The following is a 12,551-nucleotide window of genomic DNA, read 5'->3' on the forward strand; positions in this document are numbered from 1 at the left end:
CGGGGTCGTACCAGCGGATGGAGTCTGCGGCGGGCGCCCCGCGGGACGCCCGCCGGGGCTCACACGCTCCTGGCGCCGATGCGCCTGATCCAGTGCTGGCAGTAGACGCAGGCGCCGCGGTCCTTCCAGCCCGGCGAGGTCTCCTTACCGCCCCACTTGCCTCCGGGGTGCCACACCCGGGCATGGAAGACGAAGGTGTCCCCGGGGATCTTCTCGACCGAGCTGATGCCGGCGCCGGGGCCGTTCAGCCAGCGCTTGAGCGCGTCCACCTCGGCGCAGGACTCCGGCGGCCACTTCTCCGACTGCGTGATGCCGCTGACCAGTGCGGTGATGAGAGGGGTGGTCGTGTGTTGGTGCATGTCCTGGCCGCTGAAACCCTCGTAGGTCGCTCCGGGCGAGCCGATCACGGCCAAGCCGCAGACGACTCGTCCCACCGGTGTCTCGCTCGCTCTGCTGCTCAGCAGCCCCGCGCGGTATCGATCGCAGATGCCCGTGGCCGTGGAGCGGGCCGCGTTCTCGGCGTCCCTGATCTTCCTCGCTTCGACCTCGACCCGCTGGCGCTCCCGCTCGGCGCTGTCCTTGCGGGCCTGGTCGTCGACGTAGATCTGCCACGCTCCGTTGTCGCCGTAGGCGTCCAGCCACTGCTGGAACTGGGTGATCGCGGCGCCTGGGGTCATCTCGTTCAGGCCGACCCTGCTCTCGTAGGTCGTGAGTTTGCTCCTCAGGGCGGTCATCGTGTCCAGGCTGAAGCCCGACCTCGGGGTGTGGCCGGAGCAGAGGGCGCTTACCTGCACCTTTCGTTGGAAGAACCACACCTTAACGGTGTCGCGGTCGGCGGTGGCGGCGGGAAGGGGGTGAAGAACTGATAGGGCTCCATCGACCTCGTCCTGGTGCCGGACCGTTCCAAAAACGGTCGGGTCAGCAAAACGTACGCCCCGCGCGAGCGCCCGCAAATAGTGCTGCGGTAAGGGCCGCCCGCAACAGGACCTATTGAGGAGGCCGCAGGACCGGGGGCGAGGTGTCGATGCGCTGGCACCGGAAAAGCATGATCGGGCTACCAGGCGGCTGCGCCGTTCTGGCCGGTGGCGAACAGGGCGCCCCAGTACTGCCCGGTAGGCGCGTCGGCGGGCAGGGTGGCGGGAGTGATCACGGCCGAGGCGCAGTCGTCGGCGGAGCGGAGGCCGGTGTGGTCGTTGAGGTCGGTTGCGCAGTAGCCGGGAATCGCGGCGGAGACCTTGATGGCGGTGCCGGCGAGTTCCTTGGCGTAGAGGCCGGTGACCATGTTGAGCGCGGTCTTGGACGCGGTGCAGGGCAGGTCGGTCAGCGCGTACATCCGGGAGGCCGGGTCGAGCACCGTCGACAGCGATCCGACCTCGCTGGACAGGTTCACGATCCTGGCGGCCTCGGCGCGGCGCAGCAGGGGGAGGAACACGTTGGTGACGGCGACGACGCTGAACACGTTCACGTCGAACACCTGCCGCATATTAGGCAGGGCGCGGTTATGCAGGAAATGGTAGGGCCTGCCTTAACGGTCCAGATAGTACATAGCGTGAAGCGCATGGATCCGAAACGTGAGCTGCGCGAATTCCTGATGTCGCGCCGCGCCCGCCTGACCCCGGAGGAGGCGGGGGTGCTGCACTACGGGATGCGCGCACGCCGGGTGCCGGGACTGCGGCGCGACGAGGTCGCCAGGCTCGCCGGGGTGAGCGTGGACTACTACACGCGCCTGGAACGCGGGCAGGTCGCCGGGGCATCGGACTCGGTGCTGGACGCGGTCGCCCGGGCGCTGCGGCTGGACGGCGCGGAACGGGAACATCTGACGGATCTGGCCCGCACGATCCGGCCCGGCACGAAACGCCGAACCCGCGCGGCAGCCGCGCCCGTGAGAGCGAGCCTGCTGAGGATCGTGTCGGCGCTGGAGAGCGAAGGGCCGGCGTTCATCGCGAACGCCCGGATGGACATCCTGGCCGCGAACCGGATCGCCGGCGTGCTGTTCTCCGGCTGGCACACACCCGCCGGGCAGACCCCGAACCATGCCCGGTTCCTGTTTCTGAGTCCGCAGGCGCGGGAGTGCTTCCCGGACTGGGAACAGAACGCGCAGGGCGTGGTGAACATCCTGCGCGCGCACGCCGGCCGCGACCCGTTCGACCGCGGCCTGTCCGACCTGATCGGAGAGCTGTCGGTACGCAGCGACGTGTTCCGGCAGATGTGGGCCCGCCACGACGTCGGCAGCCACTACGCCGGCGTGAAACGACAACACCACCCCGCGGTGGGGGTGCTCACCCTCGACATCGACCTCATCGCTGACGAGGCCCACCTCCTGGAACCCCGTACACGCCTCGTACCCCGTCCGGATACTGACGGCAGCCGGACCGATCGCCGCTCCGCCGGCGTCAACGGCGGGGTCGTCTTCAAGACCGTCGAGCCGCCAAGATCCTTGGGAGGAGACGTTCCAGCTCGTGTTGCGGCTCTACGGCCGCTTGCGCTATTGATCACGGATGTCGTTGATAAGGGTGATCCGGACGGTCGTTGATCTGCTGGACAAGACGTCGCGGATGCGGCTGGGAAGGTCCTGGGACGACCCGGCGCTGGAGCAGGTCCTGCCGCAGGTGAAAGCCGGGCGACTGGAGCCCGGCCTGGAACTGATCAACCAGGCCCGCGGCGACAACGAACTGCGGGCACTCCGTGTCGAACAGCTGGCGATCGCCGGCGCCTCGCACACCGAGACGTTGGGCCGGTTGGCTGGAGACAACGCCGACGGTCTGCTCTGGCTCGGCGCCGCGCGGATCGAGCAGGCGTGGGCGATTCGCGGTGCCTTCCGGGCCCCGTACGTGGGGGAGGAGCGCTTCGCCCGTTTCTGGGAGGTGCTGGCGAGCGCGGCCGGGCCGCTGGAGCAGGCGGCGGAGGCGCTGCCGGACGATCCTGTGCCGTGGGACCGGCTGCAGTGGCATGGGATCGGCATGCAGAGCGGCAGAGAGGAGCTCGACCGGATCTGGAAGGAGCTGACCGCTCGTGATCCGCACCTGTACCTCGGGCATTACAGCCGCGTCCAGGCACTGTGCGCGAAATGGTACGGCTCCGACGAAGAGCTGCTCGCCTTCGTTCGGGGTGTGACGGCATCGGCGCGTGCGGGCGACCCGGTGACGGCAACCGGCCGCATGCGCGTGCCTTGGACGCCATGCACCTGTTCGGTGCCGCGTTCTACTTCGGCGGGCACCTCACCCGCGCGCAGCGCCTGCTGGCGGGTGCGGGCAGGCGCATGCCGGCAATCCTGCCGTGGTCGGCGGCGTCTCTCATGCCGGGACGCCGCTACGTCCGGGCGCGCCGGAACCTGGGGCTTTCCTAGGCGGGCCCGGTCTTCGACGTAACCGGCCGCAGGTCGTCGTCGGCTCGTGCTGCTCATCCATGAGCCGAGCCTTGCCGTCTCGCGGACCATCCGTGGGGTGATCGTGCGGCAGGGCGAGGTGTCGTACCCGGCCGAGGCCCTGGCGGTCATGGTCGGCGTGACCTGGGACGTCGGAGCGCCCGGCGAGCCCCTGCGAGCCCGCCGGGCGCTCACGGCGTCGGCGATATCACCTGTAGGTGAAGGTGACCGGGTTGTGCTGGGGGAGCGTGACGGTCAGGGTGCGGGTGGCGCTGTCGTAGTGGTACGCGTTCGCGGGCAGGTTGGTGGGCGGTGCCGCGTTGCGCAGGGAGAGGGTCCACTGGCGGCCGGTCGTCCTCCCGCTGATCCTCACGGTGTGCCGCCCGCCCGACTCCGAGTACTGGATCCTGGTCTTGTCGTGCAGCGTGACCGAGCCTGAGGCCCCCGCCGCGATGCTGACGGTCATCCTGTCCTTGGCGGTACGGGTCGGCACGATGCCCCCGGCCCTGACGAACACGGCCATCGTGTCGAGGCCGGTGGTGATGCTCCGGGTCGTGCCGCCGCTGTAGGTCTGGCCGGTGAAGTAGTCGGTCCACTGCCCCGGCGGGAACCACACCGAGGTCGTGGCCGTGGCGCCGGGCGTGGTCACGGGGGCGACCAGGAGGTCGGGGCCGTAGAAGTACTGGGTGGCGGCCGCGGCGTAGGCGGCCTCCTCTTCGGGATATTCCAGATATGTCGGGCGGACGATCGGGACGCCGGTGGCGTTGGCCTCCTTGGCGAGCGTGTACGTGTACGGCACCAGGCTCTCCCGCAGGTTGAGGAACTTCTTGGCCGAGTCCTTCGCCGCGGCCCCGTACTGCCAGGGCAGCCGGTCGCCATGGTTGCTGTGCAGGCGGTCGATCGGCTGGAAGGTGCCGAACTGGACCCACCGGGCGTACAGGTCGTCGGGCAGCTTGGTGGTCCGCCTGGTCTGCCCGTTCACGATGTAGGTCTCCGAGCCCTGCAGGCCGGTGGTGTCGTTGTGGCCGCCGATGTCGTGGCTGATGGCCGCCATGCCGGTGGCCGCCGACTCGGCCGGCGTGGAGCCGACCTCGACCCGCAGGGTGCCCCAGGTGGAGGACGTGTCGCCGGTGAAGTGGAGCGTGGAGCGCTTGTCCGCCCACGGGCCGGTCGGCAGGCCGGAGCGCCCGGCGTACGAGCCGGTCTGCAAGGAACCGTACGCGCGGGACATCACGAACCCGCCGTTGGCCGCCGCGTACTGCTGGTTGATCCAGGCGTCAGGGGTCACGCCGGGCAGCGAGGACTGCGAGGCGTCGCAGCACCAGTCGAGCCACCAGAAGTCGTTGCCCTGCTGGTCCATCGTCTTGTGCAGGTCCATGTACGCCTTGAGCTGGTCGGGATCGCCCCAGTCGAAGGTGTGGCAGTTCGGCCCCGCCGCCCCCGCGCAGCCGCCCTTGCGGAGCTTGCCCTTGGCCGTGGCCTGCGCCTGGGCGAACTGGGGGTCGTCGCCGACGATGCTGGGGTGGGTGTTGAGCGTGTTGTGCAGGCCCTGGGAGGCGGACCAGTCGAAGAAGGCCTTCGGGTCGGGGAACTTCGCGCGGTCGATCTGCCAGCCGCTCCACGTGTTCGGCGACTTGAAGTCCGTGTCGGTGACCAGGACGTCCAGCGGGATGCCCTCGGAGCGGAACCTGGGCAGGATCGTGTTCTGGTAGTCGGCCGCGGTGCGGTCGATGTACTCGGAGTACCACACGCCGTACGCCCATTGGGGCAGCAGCGCGGGCGGGCCGGTCAGGGTGGCCAGGTCCGACAGGGCCCGCTTGTAGTCGCGGCCGAAGCCGAAGAAGTAGCCGTCCTGGTAGGGCCGCTGCGCGGGACGCTGGGTGACCTTCTTCGTGGCCGGGTCGTACAGGGCCGAGGGTGTGTCGTCGAGCAGGTACCAGCCGTCCTTGTGCAGGAGGCCAGGGGTGGTCGGCGGGGGGCCGTTGTCGCCGTTCACGTTGTCGAGGCTGCGTCGGTACCCGCCGAGAGGAAGGTGCGGCGGGGGCGCGGACGTGCCGGTGGCGGTCACGGCGAGCGTGTCAGGGTTGACGCGGCAGGCGGTCGGACAGCTCAGGGTGATGTCGTTCGCGCCCGCCTTGAGGGTGACCGGGAGGGAGGCCGTCGCCCAGGTGTCCCAGTCGGCCGTCGTGGGGAAGGTCAGTTGCTGCGTGGCGGAGCCCGCGGTGACGGTGGCGGTGCGGGTCTGGTGCAGGCCGTCGCCGCCGACGCCGTTGGCGTACCGGACGTGCAGCGTGTACGTGCCGTCGGCGGGGACGTTCACCAGCCGGGCGGCCACGCCGGCGCCCTGGTTCAGCTCGGCCACGAACCCCCTCCCGGAGTAGTCCGCGTGGTCCGCGGCCACCTTCGCCGTGCCGGTCAGCCTGCCTGCCTCGGCCTCGCAGCTCACCCCGTACGCGCAGTCGATGGTCGCCGTGGCCGACGTCGGCGGGTACGCGGTGCCGGGCTGCAGGAGGGCGACGCTGTCGATGTTGACGTTGCCGGAGTCCGTCGCCGTACGGGCCAGCGTGATCGTGTGGCGGCCCGCGGCGAGCTGGAGCGCGGGGGTGGTGACGGCCCAGGTGTCCCAGTTCGCGGTCGTCGGCAGGGTCACGGCCTGGGCCGCGCCGCCGTCCACCGACAGGCTCAGGGTGCGGGTGGTGTGCTGGCCGTCGCCGCCCACCGCGTTGGCGTAACGCATGGCGAACTGGTACGTCCCCGCGGTCGTGACCTCGACGTCGGCGGACAGGGAGTTCCCCGCCCCCTCGAACCCGGCCAGGAACCCCGCGCCGGTGAACCCCGCGTGGTCGGTGGCGACGGCCAGGCCGCTGTACGACAGGTCCTCGGCCTCGCACAGGGCTCCGGCGGAGCAGGTCAGCTGCTGCCACGGCGCGGCGGTGGCGGTCCTGAGACCGACCGACAGATTGCGGGTGGTGAACGGGCCGGAGCCGACCTGGTAGCGCAGGGTGAGCGCGCTCGTCCTGATGGTGAGCCAGCCGTCCGACGTGCTGGAGGTGAAGGAGGTGGGCGCGAACGCGTCGCGGCCGACCGCGTTGAACGTCGGCGCGTCGACGAACTTGGCGTCGCCCGCGTACTCGGTCCGGATCAGGGTGGGGGAGAGCACTTGGAAACGGGCGTTTCCCGAGGTCACCGCCTTGATCCGGGTGTCGTGGGTCGCCCCCGCCGGAGCGGGGGCGACGGTTGACATCGCCACCGCGATGATCGCGGCGGCGGCGATGCGCTGGAAGGGGCCTGATCTCATGACGACTCCCGACCGAATCTGATCGCTTTGCCGCCACTATCGACCAATGCTGAGGTCCTGACAAGATCGAGTGGGGCCTGATCGGTCAGGAACGGGCGCGTCCCGATCGGGGAGGGGGATGGCTCGGTCAGAGCTGGTCGTGGGCGGTTCAGGACGAGAAGTGGGATGCGGTCGGCGGAGAGCGGGCGGATGCAGGTGGCACCCTTCCAGCGACTGTCTAGTTGCCGCCGCGGTTCAGCCAGGCGCGGACCGCGCCGCCGTCGTAGACGACCAGATAGTCGGCTTTGCCGTCACCGCTGATGTCGGCGAACCGGATGTACTTGCGGGGGTAGTCGGACGCGTGGGCCCAGTCGTAGCGGGCCTCGAAGCTTCCGTTGCCCCCGCCACCGCGCAGGTCAGCGGGATCCATGCCGAGGTCAGAGGCGTTGAGGGTAAGGATGAAGTCCCGGTCGGCCGCTGTCGCCGGGGGTGTCAGGCCCAGTGACAAGGTCGCCACGATGGACATGATCAAGGCCACTTGGCCGGTCGTTCTTCGCGTCTTCAGCATTCGCGGGGTGATCATTTCCAGCCAACGCGAGAACGCGGTGAATCCCTCATTAACACTCGCGGGTGGTTATGAGGGTTCACGCGAGCGGCTCGGATTCTGAAGGTGGGCGCGAAGGCACCAAGGGCCGACTACTTGAAGGCGCGGTGGAGCTGGGCCATGGTCTGCTCGACGCGGCTCTTGTCGCCGACGACCACGTAGGTCTCGTAGTTGACCTTGTCGCCCTTGTCGATGGCTCCACCGGGGCTGGTGACCTGGATGGTGTTCTCGCCGAAGTGGCCGTTGTAGTCCATGGGCGGGCGGGTCATCGTGTAGTAGTAGGCCTTGCCGCTGAGAACTTCGGGCTTGATGTACATGCCGAGGCAGTAGCGGTCGTCGTCCGTGCAACGGACCATGGGGTCCTTGCTCGTGTGGGACTCCACGGGCTTGGGCGACAGGCGACCGGTGGCGGGGCTGTAGGAGAAGACCTTCGTGAAATCCGGCTGCAGGTAGGCGACGAAGACGCCACTGAAGTGGTCATATGGTTCGTCGTCCGAGGTGATCGTGGCGGTGGCGCGGAAGACGTTCTCCAGCGCGGGCACGTCGTGATCGGGGGCGAGCTCGATCTCGGTCTGCAGCCAGTACGGCGACAGGCCCATGGTGAACGGGGAGCGCTTGTCCTGGTGGTCGGCGCTGCGGCAGTTGCCCCAGCCCGGTTTCGTGTCCGCGAGGGTCACGAACATCGCGGGCCTCCCCGCCGTCCGGATGGAGCTGCCGGACCGGGCCATGGTGTAGAGCGCGCTCGTGCTGGGACCGTGGTAGGGAGGCGGCTGGTCCACGTCGTCCATGCGGGTGCCGGCCTGCGTGGGGTTGTAGCACTCGGTCGCAGCCTTGCCCTCCTGCCAGGCGTGGAAGGCGTACTGGAAGGCGGCGCCGTGGCCGCCGCTGGAGATGAACTCCTTGTTGTTCACCTTGACCGACGCGATCGCGCCGGCCAGCGCCGTCGACGTCGTGACCGACAGCTTGTTGCGCCTGTCGACCAGGACGGACGCCGTGACGTCCTGGAACGTCCGGTCGTAGTTCTTCTTCGTGGCGCATTCGGACTTGTACGTGAGCACGAAGTCGTCGTAGGTGGGGCTGCTCCGTGGCGGCGCCTCGCACGAGCTCTGCGCGGCTGTCGCGGCCACTGGAGTGACCACAGCCGTCATGACCGTGACCGCGGCCAGCACGGCCCCCTGCCGGATGGATCTCATGATCGGATTAAACCTGCGCCCGGCGATGAGATGAGATCTGTTCGAGAAAAGGGTAAGTGTTTGGATTCGCCGGTTCGAGGGGCCTATGGTGACGATGCTCGTCTACCGGTTCCGTCGTAGCGAACGTTTTCCATGAAGGAAACTGCGTGCCGGCCAGCCATTCGTATTCGCTGACGCGCAGCGGCAGGACCGCGCCGTGCTTGGTGTCGGGCGGGATATCGGTCTCCGCGGCCGGTACGCACCGCCAGGCGTCCGTGGTGACTTCGGCGTTGGCGAACGGGACGTATCCATGGAAGTCCGGCCCGAAGTGGTCGGCGAACATCAGCCACCCGTCGCCCGAGTTCCGCCGGCGCCCAGGTCATGCCGGCGGCCTCGCCGGACACCAGGACGTGCCGCTGCTCTCCCCATTCGAGCAGGTCGTCGTGAAAGGATGCCGAGGTGGTGACGATACAGGACGTGGCGAAGGCCGCCGGGGTCTCGCCGATGACCGTTTCCCACGTCATCAACCACCATCCGCACGTCAAGACCGAGACGCGCGAGCGCGTGCTGCGGGCCATCAACGAGCTCGACTACCGGGTCAACGTGGCGGCGCGCAACTTGCGCACCGGGCGTACGGGGACCATCGGGCTCGCCGTCCCGGAGATCGACCGCCCGTACTACGGCCAGCTCGTTGCGAAGATCATCGCGGCGGCGGCGAAGCGGGATCTCAAGGTGGCCATCGAGCAGACCGGCGCCTCGCGCGAGGGCGAGCTCGCCGCGCTGGCCCTGTCGCGCAACCGCCTCTACGACGGCCTCATCCTCAGCACCGTCGGGCTCGGCCCGGCCGACACCGACCTGCTCAAGGTCGACTTCCCGGTGGTGATCCTGGGGGAGCGGATCTTTGACGGCCCTGTGGACCACGTCGCGATGCCCAATGTCGAGGGCGCGCGGGCCGCCACGGCACACCTCATCGAGCGGGGCTGCCGCCGCATCGCGGTCGTCGACGGCCCGCAGCGGGGCGAAGTCGACGTCTCCAGCCTGCGCCACGACGGCTACCGCGAGGCGTTGGAAGAAGCGGGGCTACCCTTCGATCCCGAGCTGGTGGTCCCCATCGACGCGCTCACGATGGAGACGGGAGCGGCCGCCGCGCGCCGGTTGGCCGGCTCCGGGGTCGCGTTCGACTGCGTGTTCTGCGTCACCGACACGGTCGCGATGGGGACGCTGCGCGGCCTGGCCGACTGCGGGATCCGCGTCCCGCAGGACGTCAAGGTGATCGGCTTCGACAACATCGCCGAGGGCGCCTACCTCGTGCCGTCGCTGTCGTCCGTCGATCCCGACCATGCGCTCATGGCCGGCACGGCCGTCGGCTTCCTGGCCAAGCGGATCGCGGAGAACGGGAAGAACAAGCAGGTCGCGCGCGAGTTCATCAGCCGCTTCTCCGTAGTGGCCCGCGAGTCGACCGGAGGGTAGACGCGTGCGGCGTCATCGTGGTGACCACGTACGGACAACGTTCTCTACACTGGTGGCGTGGCGAAACGAAGGAACGACGCGCTCGACGACCCCGAGCAACGCCAGAGCACGATCAAGGATGTGGCCGAGCTCGCCGGCGTCTCGCTGTCCACGGTCTCGCGCGTGGTGGCCGGCAACTATCCGGTGGCGCAGGCCACCCGGTCGCGGGTGGAACGGGCGATCGAGGAGCTGAACTACGTCGCCAACACCCACGCCCGCGTGCTGGGCGGCGGATCGGCCCGCACGGTCGGCTTCATCGTCAACGATGTGCGCGGTGCGGCCTTCGCCGAGGCTGTGCACGGCGTCGAGCAGGAGGCCGCGCGCCGTGGGCACATCTGCCTGGTGGCCACCACCGACGGAGATCCCGTCCGCGAGCTGGCCGCGATCCAGCTCATGCGCGAGCAGCGGGCCGCCGCGGTGTTCCTGATCGGCGGCGCCACTGACAACGCCGCCTACCGGGCCCGGATGGCCGACATCGCCCGCTCGCTCGACGCCTCCGGTTCGCGGCTGGTCCTGTGCGGCCGCCCGCCTCTGGGGGACGGGACCCCGGTAACCGTCGTCGAGTACGACAACGAGGGCGGCGCCTACGCGCTGACCAGCTTCCTCGTCGGCCGTGGCCACCGCAGGATCCTTTACGTGGGCGGGGATCCCACGTTCACCACCACCGCGGGACGGCTCTCCGGTTTCCGCCAGGCGATGGGCGACCTCGGCTGCCCCGTGGACGAGAGCCTGTTGGAGCTCGGCACGGATTTCACCCGCGCGTCGGGCTACGAGCGTGTCAGCGCCCGGCTGCGGGGGGAACGCGACTTCACCGCGATCTTCGCCGAGACCGACGTGATCGCCGGCGGCGCGATGGCCGCCGTCTTCGACGCGGGTCTCAGCGTCCCCGAAGACGTCTCCATCGTCGGCTACGACGACATCCCCCTGGCCGCCGATCTGCGTCCCGGCCTGACCACCGTCCACGTGCCGTACGAGGAGCTGGGCCGCGCGGCCGTGCGCAGCGCCCTGGACCGGCCCGCAGGCAGGGCGGAGCAGCATCAGATGCTGGGCGCCCACGTCGTCATCCGCCGGTCCGCCGACCGGCCGTCCCCGGCGTAGACAGCGTTCCCGGCGCGAGACGCCGCCGCGCGACAGCGCTGAACCGTGCCTTCACCAGGGACATCGGGCGTAATGGGAAATTTATCCGCCTGAAATCTTGCCCTCACGGTAAGGGGGTTCTACGGTCTCCGTAGACAACGCTTTCTATAGCCGCCCCCCAATTCTGCGAAGGAGCGGTGCCGTGAACCGCATCCCAACGAGCGCCCTCGCCGCCGGCCTGACGATGGCCGTCGTGCTGACCGGCTGCGGCTCCCCGGAGCCCACCGCCCAGGAGCCCGCCGCCACGGCGGGCGCGGGCACCGGGCCGGTCACCCTCACCTGGTGGTCGTGGGACGAGAGCAAGTTCCTCGACCCGGTCGTGGCCAAGTTCAACGCCGCCCACGACCACATCAAGCTCAAGGTGGTCAAGCAGGCCGACAATCCCGGCACCGCGGCCAACCTGCGCAACGTCGTCGCCGCGGGACAGGATGTGCCCTGCCTGGTGAAGGCCTTCGGCGAGGTGCCCGGTCTGGTCGGTGAGGGACTGCTGGCCGACATCACCGAGGTCTTCCAGCCGTACACCATGAAGGGCCTGTTCAACGAGGCATCCTTCCCGGGCGCCAAGGCAGGCGACCGCTTCTACGGCATCCCGACCGGCTTCGCGCCGTCGTTCATGATGATCAACCGGGCCGTGTACGACAAGCACGGCGTCGCGGTGCCCAAGACGTGGGACGACGTGATCGCCGCGGGCAAGGAGTTCAAGAAGCACGGCGTCTACGTGATGAACCTCGCCGGCGAGGACCCCTCCACCCTGATCAACCTGGTTCAGCAGGCCGGCGGGTCGTGGTACGCGATCGAGGGCGACAGCTGGAAGGTGGACTTCCTGTCGCCGCAGTCGCTCAAGGCCGCCGACGTCGTACAGCGGCTGGTCGACGACGGCCTGGTGGCCAACCAGACCTACCAGGACCGGCCCGCGCTGATCAGCTACTTCGACTCGGGCAAGATGGTCTCCCTGCCGACCTCGACGTGGCAGCTCGGCAACTACGAGCTCAACTACAAGAAGTCGCTGGGCGACTGGCAGCCCATCGACCTGCCCCAGTTCGCAGACGCCCCCGCGTTCGTGACCCCGGCCCACGGCGGCGCGCTGCTGGTGCCCAAGGGCTGCCCGAACATCAAGGAGGCCGTCGAGGCCGGCGTGTGGATGACGACCGGCAAGGACGCCATCGACGCCTCCTACCAGCAGGACACCAGGCAGTACGCCTGGCCCGGCGCCGTTCCCGACCCGTCTCCCTGGATCGACTCGGTGGTGCCGGAGAAGCTGTTCGGCGAGCGCAAGGGCGAGGCCAAGGGCGTGATCCTCAAGGCGACGCAGTCCGGCCGGGACCCCTGGGTGGTCGGCCCGAACTTCACGGGCGTCTTCTCCGAGCTCCAGGACCAGTGGGCCGAGATCGTCACCAAGGAGATCACCGTCCGCCAGGCCCTCGAGCACATGCAGAAGTTCACCGTCGACGACCTGAGGTCGAAGAACATCAACGTGCGGGGCTGAAC

At 69.2% G+C, this 12,551-nt stretch carries 12 protein-coding genes; 6 read left to right on the top strand and 6 right to left on the bottom strand.

All coding sequences use genetic code 11. The features are described from left to right. Nucleotides 1-59 precede the first annotated feature (59 nt). Nucleotides 60-734, bottom strand: coding sequence for a hypothetical protein (locus ACIHFD_RS18025; RefSeq protein WP_397367851.1), 675 nt, complete (start codon nucleotides 732-734; stop codon nucleotides 60-62). Between the two features lie 320 nt (nucleotides 735-1,054). Further along, the gene (locus tag ACIHFD_RS18030; RefSeq protein ID WP_397367852.1) at nucleotides 1,055-1,483 is read right to left on the bottom strand and encodes an SDR family NAD(P)-dependent oxidoreductase; all 429 of its coding nucleotides are present in this window, start codon (nucleotides 1,481-1,483) and stop codon (nucleotides 1,055-1,057) included. Between the two features lie 18 nt (nucleotides 1,484-1,501). Here ACIHFD_RS18030 and ACIHFD_RS18035 point away from each other — a divergent pair, with 18 nt between their 5' ends. Next, nucleotides 1,502-2,533: a helix-turn-helix transcriptional regulator gene (locus tag ACIHFD_RS18035; RefSeq protein WP_397367853.1), complete on the top strand. Its 1,032-nt coding sequence runs from the start codon at nucleotides 1,502-1,504 to the stop codon at nucleotides 2,531-2,533. After that, nucleotides 2,514-3,368, top strand: a complete 855-nt coding sequence (locus tag ACIHFD_RS18040) for a hypothetical protein (protein ID WP_397367854.1) — start codon at nucleotides 2,514-2,516, stop codon at nucleotides 3,366-3,368. Before ACIHFD_RS18035 ends, ACIHFD_RS18040 begins: the two co-directional genes overlap by 20 nt. Nucleotides 3,369-3,572: 204 nt before the next feature. On the opposite strand, the gene ACIHFD_RS18045 is transcribed toward ACIHFD_RS18040, so the two are convergent. Continuing rightward, the gene (locus ACIHFD_RS18045) at nucleotides 3,573-6,662 is read right to left on the bottom strand and encodes a TIM-barrel domain-containing protein (RefSeq protein ID WP_397367855.1); all 3,090 of its coding nucleotides are present in this window, start codon (nucleotides 6,660-6,662) and stop codon (nucleotides 3,573-3,575) included. 217 nt (nucleotides 6,663-6,879) lie between these two features. Next, a complete protein-coding gene (locus ACIHFD_RS18050) occupies nucleotides 6,880-7,158 on the bottom strand; it encodes a hypothetical protein (RefSeq protein WP_397367856.1) in 279 nt (92 codons plus the stop codon). A gap of 1 nt (nucleotide 7,159) precedes the next feature. On the opposite strand from ACIHFD_RS18050, the gene ACIHFD_RS18055 reads away from it, so the two are divergent. Further along, nucleotides 7,160-7,309, top strand: a complete 150-nt coding sequence (locus ACIHFD_RS18055) for a hypothetical protein (protein WP_397367857.1) — start codon at nucleotides 7,160-7,162, stop codon at nucleotides 7,307-7,309. Nucleotides 7,310-7,337: 28 nt separating this feature from the next. Here the strand turns inward: ACIHFD_RS18055 and ACIHFD_RS18060 are convergent, their stop codons facing one another. After that, nucleotides 7,338-8,438 carry a hypothetical protein gene (locus tag ACIHFD_RS18060; protein ID WP_397367858.1) on the bottom strand — a complete coding sequence of 367 codons (1,101 nt, stop codon included), beginning with the start codon at nucleotides 8,436-8,438 and terminating at the stop codon, nucleotides 7,338-7,340. A gap of 7 nt (nucleotides 8,439-8,445) precedes the next feature. Beyond that, complete coding sequence (locus ACIHFD_RS18065) at nucleotides 8,446-8,760, bottom strand: hypothetical protein (protein WP_397367859.1); 315 nt, start codon at nucleotides 8,758-8,760, stop codon at nucleotides 8,446-8,448. A gap of 116 nt (nucleotides 8,761-8,876) precedes the next feature. On the opposite strand from ACIHFD_RS18065, the gene ACIHFD_RS18070 reads away from it, so the two are divergent. From ACIHFD_RS18070 to ACIHFD_RS18080, 3 genes are all read left to right on the top strand, one after another. Next, nucleotides 8,877-9,887 (top strand): LacI family DNA-binding transcriptional regulator, encoded by a 1,011-nt coding sequence (locus tag ACIHFD_RS18070; protein WP_397367860.1) that lies wholly within the window; start codon nucleotides 8,877-8,879, stop codon nucleotides 9,885-9,887. Between the two features lie 57 nt (nucleotides 9,888-9,944). Further along, entirely contained in the window at nucleotides 9,945-11,024 is a 1,080-nt protein-coding gene (locus ACIHFD_RS18075; protein WP_397367861.1) for a LacI family DNA-binding transcriptional regulator, read from the top strand. 181 nt (nucleotides 11,025-11,205) lie between these two features. Next, nucleotides 11,206-12,549: an ABC transporter substrate-binding protein gene (locus ACIHFD_RS18080; RefSeq protein WP_397367862.1), complete on the top strand. Its 1,344-nt coding sequence runs from the start codon at nucleotides 11,206-11,208 to the stop codon at nucleotides 12,547-12,549. The last annotated feature ends 2 nt before the right edge of the window (nucleotides 12,550-12,551 follow it).

Source organism: Nonomuraea sp. NPDC051941, from assembly GCF_044593615.1.

Coding starts and splice junctions, on each gene's coding strand:
- ACIHFD_RS18035 (WP_397367853.1), top strand. CDS start 1,502: ATGCAGGAAATGGTAGGGCCTGCCTTAACGGTCCAGATAGTACATAGC.
- ACIHFD_RS18025 (WP_397367851.1), bottom strand. CDS start 734: ATGACCGCCCTGAGGAGCAAACTCACGACCTACGAGAGCAGGGTCGGC.
- ACIHFD_RS18045 (WP_397367855.1), bottom strand. CDS start 6,662: ATGAGATCAGGCCCCTTCCAGCGCATCGCCGCCGCCGCGATCATCGCG.
- ACIHFD_RS18060 (WP_397367858.1), bottom strand. CDS start 8,438: ATGAGATCCATCCGGCAGGGGGCCGTGCTGGCCGCGGTCACGGTCATG.
- ACIHFD_RS18065 (WP_397367859.1), bottom strand. CDS start 8,760: ATGTTCGCCGACCACTTCGGGCCGGACTTCCATGGATACGTCCCGTTC.
- ACIHFD_RS18030 (WP_397367852.1), bottom strand. CDS start 1,483: ATGCGGCAGGTGTTCGACGTGAACGTGTTCAGCGTCGTCGCCGTCACC.
- ACIHFD_RS18055 (WP_397367857.1), top strand. CDS start 7,160: ATGGACATGATCAAGGCCACTTGGCCGGTCGTTCTTCGCGTCTTCAGC.